This is a genomic window from Campylobacter concisus (genome assembly GCF_003048555.1).
GTDB classification, from domain to species: domain Bacteria; phylum Campylobacterota; class Campylobacteria; order Campylobacterales; family Campylobacteraceae; genus Campylobacter_A; species Campylobacter_A concisus_AO.
Genome location: NZ_PIRR01000060.1, coordinates 1 through 7,012 on the forward strand (window position 1 = coordinate 1; position 7,012 = coordinate 7,012).

Genomic DNA, 7,012 nt, shown 5'->3' on the forward strand with positions numbered 1-7,012 from the left:
GAAGGAAGAGGGGAAAAAAGGGGAGAAAAAAGAGAGAGGGAGAGAGGTTTGTTGATATCGTAGCCATCATTTTCCTAAGTATTTTTGTCTATTTGGCACGCCCTATAAACACAAGTAAGGTCGTTTTTATACCAAAGGGAAGTGTGGGCGAGATTATATCTTATTTAGCTAATCGCAACTTTAACTTAAGCGTGATAGACAAATACGCCATACTTTTTATCGGCTCTCCTCAATCTGGCTGGATAGAGATCGGCCAAGATAAAATTTCAAGGGTTGATTTTTTAAAAAAACTTGCAAAATCAAAAGCGGCTTTAACCGAGATAACGCTAATACCAGGCGAAACAACTATCGTTTTTTTAAACCAGATCGCCGCCCAGCTAGGACTTGATCCAGTTAAGCTAAATAGCGAATATAACGCTCTTGCTCCAGTTGGTGATGGCTTTTTGATGCCAAATACATACAAAATCCCAATAGGTATCAGCGAAAGGCACCTTGCTTTTTATCTTGTAAATTCATCAAGAAAGGCTCAAAGCGAGATCAGCAATAAAATTTTTGGCGAATACAATGAGAAAAAATGGTTTAAAATTTTAACGATCGCTTCGATCATCCAAAAAGAAGCGGCAAACGACGCTGAGATGCCACTTGTCGCCTCAGTCATTTATAACCGCCTAAATAAAGGCATGAGGCTGCAAATGGACGGTACGCTAAACTATGGAATTTATTCGCACGATGTGATCACGGCTGAGCGCATAAGAAGCGATATGAGCGAGTTTAATACCTATCTAAACGACGGCATTCCGCCAAGTCCGGTCTGCTCGGTCTCGATAAGTGCGATAAAAGCGGCGATAAACCCTGCAAAGAGCGATTATTTATACTTTGTGCTTGATAAAAAGGCGAAAAAACACATTTTTTCAAAAACCTTAAGCGAGCACAACCAAAATATAGGAAAATAGAGCTAGAATTTGCGGCAAATGCCTAAAATACAACGAGATTTAATAAAGAAAGTGATAAATTTTAAAAAAATAAAAGGGCTAAAATGAGTGACATTATCTGGACCAAAACTGACGAAGCACCGCTATTTGCAAGCTACTCTCTCTTTCCTATCGTAAAGAGCTTTTTATCACGTGCTGACATTAGCATAACTAGGGCTGATATTAGCTTGGCTGGGAGAATTTTATCTCTTTTTAGCAAAGAGCTTGGACTAAGTAAGGCCGATGAGCTAGAGCTTTTGGGCGAACTGACTGCGCACAAAGAGGCAAATATCATAAAACTGCCAAACATTTCAGCCACGCTCGTTCAGCTAAAAGCAGCGATAGAGGAGCTAAGAAGTAAGGGCATAAATGTGCCTTTTTATCCAGATGAAATCATCACTGACTATGATGAAGAGGTTGCTAAAAAATACCAAAAAGTGCTAGGAAGCGCGGTTAATCCAGTGCTTAGGCAAGGAAACTCAGATAGAAGAGTCTTGCCACCGGTTAAAGAATTTGCCAAGAAGTATCCTCACAGCAATGGCGACTGGGATAAGACAAATAAGACAAAAATTTGCTACATGCAAAAGGGCGATTTTTATGAGAATGAGCGCTCAATTATCGCTAGTAAAGATGAGAAATTTTATGTAAATTTCATAAGTGCGGATGGCAAAAAAGAGCTTTTAAAAGAGCTTGCCATCCAAAGCGGCGAAATAGTTGATGCCACATATTTAAGTGTAGATGAGCTTGATAAATTTTATGAAAGCTGTTTTGAAGAGGCAAAAAAAGAGAGTTTGACCTTGAGCTTGCATCTAAAATGCACGATGATGAAAGTTAGCGATCCAGTCATCTTTGCTCACGCGATAAAAAGCTATTTTAAAGAGGCTTTTGAGCTATTTGGCGAAGAGTTTAAAACTCATAGCGTGGAGGCAAAAAACGGCTTAAAAGATATGTTTGCTAAAATTTCTACCCTTAAAAATAAAGATGAAATTTTGGCTAAATTTGATGAAATTTTGAGCAAAAAAGCAAAAATTTGGGCACTAAATGAAAATGCCAGCAATTTTGACGTACCAAATGACGTCATAATAGACGCCTCCGTGCCAGCACTCATTAGAAACTCTGGCAAGGTAAAAGATAGAAGTGGCGAGCTAAATTTCTCGCTTTGCATGATCCCAGATAGGACCTATGCTAGGGTTTATGAGGCCTGCGTGGCGGACTTTAAAGAGCATGGCGCACTTGATGTGAGCAAGATTGGCAGCGTGGCAAACGTAGGGCTAATGGCCAAAAAGGCTGAGGAATACGGCAGCCATGATAAGACCTTCATCGCAAAAGAAGACGGAGAATTTGTAGTTTTTGATGAGGCTGGTGAGAGTGTCTTTAAATTTAGCGTCAAAAAGGGCGACATTTTTAGGATGACGCAGGCAAAAGATGATGCGATAAATGCGTGGTTTGAGCTTGCTTTAAAAAGAGGCGAAATTTCAAAAGATAAGCTTATTTTTTGGCTAGATAGTAGCCGTGCTCATGATAGAAATTTGATAGTTAAATTTGAAAAATTTAGAGAGGAATTTGCTAGAGCTGGCGTAAAATTTGAGATTTTAAACTACGAGCAAGCGACTACAAAAACGCTTGAGGCAATAAGAGCTGGCAAAAACGTTATAAGCGTAACTGGTAACGTTTTAAGAGATTATTTAACCGATCTTTTCCCGATATTTGAGCTAGGTGGCAGCTCAAAAATGCTTTCAGTTGTGCCGCTACTTGCTGGTGGAGCGATGTTTGAGACGGGCGCTGGTGGAACGGCTCCAACGCTTGTAAAAGAGCTAAAAGAGAAAAACCATCTACTTTGGGATAGTCTCGGCGAGTTTTTAGCGCTTAGTGCTTCACTCGAGCATCTGGCATTTGCTAAGCAAAAAAAAGAGGCAAAAGAGCTAAGTGATGCGCTAAATAGAGCCGTTGCTAGCTATTTGGACGAAAACAAAACTCCAAATGCCACTCTTGATACTAGGGAGTCGCACTTTTATCTGGCACTTTTTTGGGCAAGAGAGATGGCAAAAAGTGGCGGGATTTTAAGTAAAATTTTTGAAAATTTAGCAGACGAGCTAGAGAAAAATGAGAGCAAAATTTTAAAAGAGTTAAGACAAAATGATGGTGCAAGCGTGGAATTTGGCGGATATTATTTGCCAGATGAAGTGAGAGCAAATGAGGTCATGAGACCAAGCAAAATTTTAAATCAAATAATAGGATGAGAAAATGAAAATAAGTATAGTTGGAGCTGGAAACGTCGGTGCAAGCATAGCTTATGCGCTTTGCATGAGAGAAGTTTGCGATGAGATTGCGCTTGTGGATATATTTGGTGACGTGGCACACGCAAAGGCTATCGATCTAGCGCAGTCAAGCTGCGTTTTTAACGCTAAAACTATCGTTTGTGGTGGCGATGACTTTATGCTAATAGAGGGCAGTGATATCGTAGTGATAACTGCTGGAAGCCCAAGAAAAGAGGGTCAAACAAGAGAGGACTTGCTTCTTAAAAATGCCGTAGTCGTAAAACAAACAGCTCAAAATATCGCAAAATTTGCACCAAATGCGGTGATAATCGTCGTGACAAATCCGCTTGATGTGATGGTCTGGACGGCTCATAAATTTAGCGGTTTTAGCAAAAATAAAGTGATCGGCATGGCTGGTGAGCTTGATGGCGCAAGATGCAGATATGAGCTAGCGCTTCTAAAAGATAAAGATGCAAAAGAGCTAAAGACAAAGATAATTGGCGCTCACAACGACGAGATGATCGTATCAGCTAGTAATATCAGCGAAAATTTAAACGAAAATGAGCTAGCAACTCTTAAAAAAGAGACAAGCACAGGTGGCGCAAAGATCGTTAAGCTTCTTGGCACTTCAGCTTACTACGCACCAGCAGCTGCAGTTGCGAAAATGTGTGAAGCGATCATGGGCAAGAGTGATGAAATTTTAAGTGCTAGCGTGCTTCTTGATGATGAGCTAAGTTGCGGAAGGCTAGTAAGGCTTGGACGTGAGGGCTTAAAAGAAATTTTAGAGCTAAATATAAATGAAAGTGAGCAAGAGCAGCTAAGTAAAAGCGAAGCTGATATTAGAAAAAACATTAAATTTTTAAAAGAAAATTTGGATTAGGAATATAGATGATAATAAAAGAAAACGTACCTGTTTGGGTCGATGAGAGCAGGTGTAAGGCCTGTGATGTCTGCGTGAGCTACTGCCCAGCAGGCGTGCTAGCGATGAGGCTTGAGCCAAAAGCGGTACTTGGTAAGATGATAGAGGTCGTCTATGCTGACTCATGTATAGGCTGTCGCGACTGCGAGCTTCACTGTCCTGATTTTGCCATTTATGTGGCTGAAAAAGGCTTCAAATTTGCAAAGCTAACGCCTGAGAGCAAAGAGCGAGCTGCTGCCGTAAAGGCAAATAAATTTGCAAAGCTTGGAGAGAGCGCATGAGAGAGCTAGTATCAACTGGAAATGCCCTAGTAGCAAGGGCTGCGGTCGAGTGCGGCTGTAACTTCTTTGGCGGATATCCGATCACTCCAAGTAGCGAAATCGCCCACGAGCTAAGCGTGCTTTTGCCAAAACATGGCGGCACATTTATACAAATGGAAGATGAGATAGCTGGAATTTCAGTTTCTCTTGGCGCAAGTGCGAGCGGCGCTAAGGCGATGACAGCAAGCTCAGGACCTGGAATTTCACTAAAGGCTGAGCAAATAGGCCTTGGCTTTATCGCTGAGATACCTCTTGTCATCGTAAATGTCATGCGCGGTGGCCCTTCAACTGGCTTGCCAACCCGCGTCGCACAAGGCGATATCTTGCAGGCTAAAAACCCAACTCACGGCGATGTAAATATGATAGTGCTAGCACCTAGTAGCCTTGAGGAGTGCTATACGCAGACCGTGCGTGCGTTTAACCTCGCAGCTAGGTTTATGACGCCAGTTATGCTGCTACTTGATGAGACGATAGGACACATGCAAGCAAGGGTGTGTTTGCCAGAGATTAGCGAGCTAGAAATTTATAAAAGAAAAGAATTTAGTGGCGAGCCAAAAGAGTATAAACCTTACGAGGCCGCACCAGATGAGCCAGCCACGCTAAATCCTTTCTTTAAAGGCTACCACTACCATATCACTGGGCTTCATCACGGCGCTACTGGCTTTCCAACTGAAGATGGCAAGATCGTTGAATACTCGATGAATAGGCTGTTTAATAAGATAAATTTACACACTGATGAGTGCGAGAAATATGAAGAGTTTATGCTTGATGACGCTGAAATTTGTATCATCGCTTTTGGCAGCGTGGCGCTTTCAGCTAAGCAGGCGATCTTAAATTTACGTGAAAAAGGGCTAAAAGTAGGGCTATTTAAGCCACTCACACTTTTCCCAGCTCCAGCTAAAAAGCTAAAAGAGATATCAAATAAATTTAAGAAAATTTTAGTTTGCGAGCTAAATTTAGGCCAGTATAGTGGCGAAATTTCAAAGATCATTTTAAGAGATGACTTTGCAAAACTGCTAAAAGCAAACGGCAGACCGATAAGCCCAAGCGAGATCGAGGCGAAGATAGGAGAAATTTATGGCTTTTAATTATGATAAATATTTACGAACAGATAAAATGCCTACTCTTTGGTGCTGGGGCTGTGGCGACGGCGTCATACTAAAGGCTCTCATCCGCGCAATAGATACCATGGGCTGGGATATGAACGACGTTTGCGTGGTCTCAGGCATAGGCTGTTCTGGTCGCTTTAGCGGATACCTTGACTGCAACACCATCCACACAACTCACGGCAGAGCCGTAGCCTACGCCACTGGCGTAAAGATGGCAAATCCAGATAAGCACGTCATCGTAGTAACTGGCGATGGCGATGGACTTGCGATCGGAGGCAACCACACAATACACGGATGCCGCCGAAATATCGGACTAAATCACATCCTAATAAATAACTTCATCTATGCGCTAACAAACTCTCAAACCAGCCCAACCACGCCAAAGGGCATGTGGACGGTCACAGCGCAGTATGGCAACATCGATCCTAGTTTTGACGCCTGTAAGCTCGCAACCGCCGCAGGTGCTAGCTTTGTAGCGCGTGGCAGCGTCATTGAGCCAGAGAAGCTTACAAAGCTCTTTGTAGAGGGCTTTAGCCACGATGGATACAGCTTTTTTGATGTATTTTCAAACTGCCATATAAATTTAGGTCGCAAGAACAAAATGGGCGAGGCGGTCAAAAATTTAGAGTGGATAAAGGGCCGCACGACGAGCAAGGTCAAATTTGATATGTTAAGCGATGAAGAAAAAAAGGGTATTTTCCCACTTGGTGTGCTTCATAAAGATGAAGAAAAGATCGAATACACCAAGGCTTACGACATGGTAAGAAAGGCTGCAATGAGCGGCGAAGCGATAAATTTTGAGGAGCTAGCATGAAGTCACAATTAAGATTTGTCGGCGTTGGCGGACAGGGCGTCATACTAGCAGGTGAGATCCTCTCAGCTGCCAAGATAAAAGCAGGCGGATACGGCGTCAAGGCCTCTACCTACACATCTCAGGTGCGTGGCGGTCCAACGAAGGTCGATATCATCCTTGATGAGAAAGAGATTTTATACCCTTATGCAAACGAGGGCGAGATAGACTTCATGCTAGCAACCGCACAGATAAGCTACAACGCCTTTAAAAGCGGCGTGAAAGAGGGCGGAGCGATCGTTGTTGAGCCAAATTTGGTAAAAGTGAGCGATGAAGACAAAAAGCGCTGGAAAATTTATGAAATTCCTATCATCTCTATCGCAAAAGACGAGGTAGGAAATGTCATCACTCAAAGCGTTGTAGCTCTTGGCGTGGCTGTGGCTATGAGTGGATGCATGGATGAAAATTTAGTGCGAGAAGAGATGCTAGCAAGCGTGCCTGAAAAGGTAAAAGAGGCAAATGCCAAAGCTTACGAGCTAGGTCTAAAATACGCAAAAGAGCTTTTAAAATAAATTTTGGCTAATTTTTAGCCAAAATTTCTACTAAAAATAAAAAAATTAGCCTTCGTTATATTTTTATCAATTA

At 42.3% G+C, this 7,012-nt stretch carries 7 protein-coding genes; all 7 read left to right on the forward strand.

Annotation, left to right across the window (positions count from 1 at the left end; genetic code table 11):
• The first annotated feature begins 56 nt into the window (after positions 1–56).
• The 7 genes from mltG to CVS92_RS08390 all read left to right on the forward strand — a co-directional run bounded on the left by mltG (position 57) and on the right by CVS92_RS08390 (position 6,939).
• Complete coding sequence (gene mltG / locus CVS92_RS08360) at positions 57–953, forward strand: endolytic transglycosylase MltG (RefSeq protein WP_107789143.1); 897 nt, start codon at positions 57–59, stop codon at positions 951–953.
• A gap of 83 nt (positions 954–1,036) precedes the next feature.
• Positions 1,037–3,211, forward strand: coding sequence for an NADP-dependent isocitrate dehydrogenase (locus tag CVS92_RS08365; protein WP_107789139.1), 2,175 nt, complete (start codon positions 1,037–1,039; stop codon positions 3,209–3,211).
• Between the two features lie 4 nt (positions 3,212–3,215).
• Positions 3,216–4,109, forward strand: a complete 894-nt coding sequence (locus CVS92_RS08370; RefSeq protein ID WP_107789140.1) for a malate dehydrogenase — start codon at positions 3,216–3,218, stop codon at positions 4,107–4,109.
• Between the two features lie 8 nt (positions 4,110–4,117).
• Entirely contained in the window at positions 4,118–4,429 is a 312-nt protein-coding gene (locus CVS92_RS08375; protein ID WP_021091402.1) for a 4Fe-4S dicluster domain-containing protein, read from the forward strand.
• Positions 4,426–5,556 carry a 2-oxoglutarate synthase subunit alpha gene (locus CVS92_RS08380; protein WP_107789141.1) on the forward strand — a complete coding sequence of 377 codons (1,131 nt, stop codon included), beginning with the start codon at positions 4,426–4,428 and terminating at the stop codon, positions 5,554–5,556. Before CVS92_RS08375 ends, CVS92_RS08380 begins: the two co-directional genes overlap by 4 nt.
• Positions 5,546–6,391: a 2-oxoglutarate ferredoxin oxidoreductase subunit beta gene (locus tag CVS92_RS08385; protein WP_103579821.1), complete on the forward strand. Its 846-nt coding sequence runs from the start codon at positions 5,546–5,548 to the stop codon at positions 6,389–6,391. The genes CVS92_RS08380 and CVS92_RS08385 overlap by 11 nt, the downstream gene beginning before the upstream one ends.
• Positions 6,388–6,939 carry a 2-oxoacid:acceptor oxidoreductase family protein gene (locus CVS92_RS08390; protein ID WP_107789142.1) on the forward strand — a complete coding sequence of 184 codons (552 nt, stop codon included), beginning with the start codon at positions 6,388–6,390 and terminating at the stop codon, positions 6,937–6,939. Before CVS92_RS08385 ends, CVS92_RS08390 begins: the two co-directional genes overlap by 4 nt.
• Positions 6,940–7,012 lie beyond the last annotated feature (73 nt).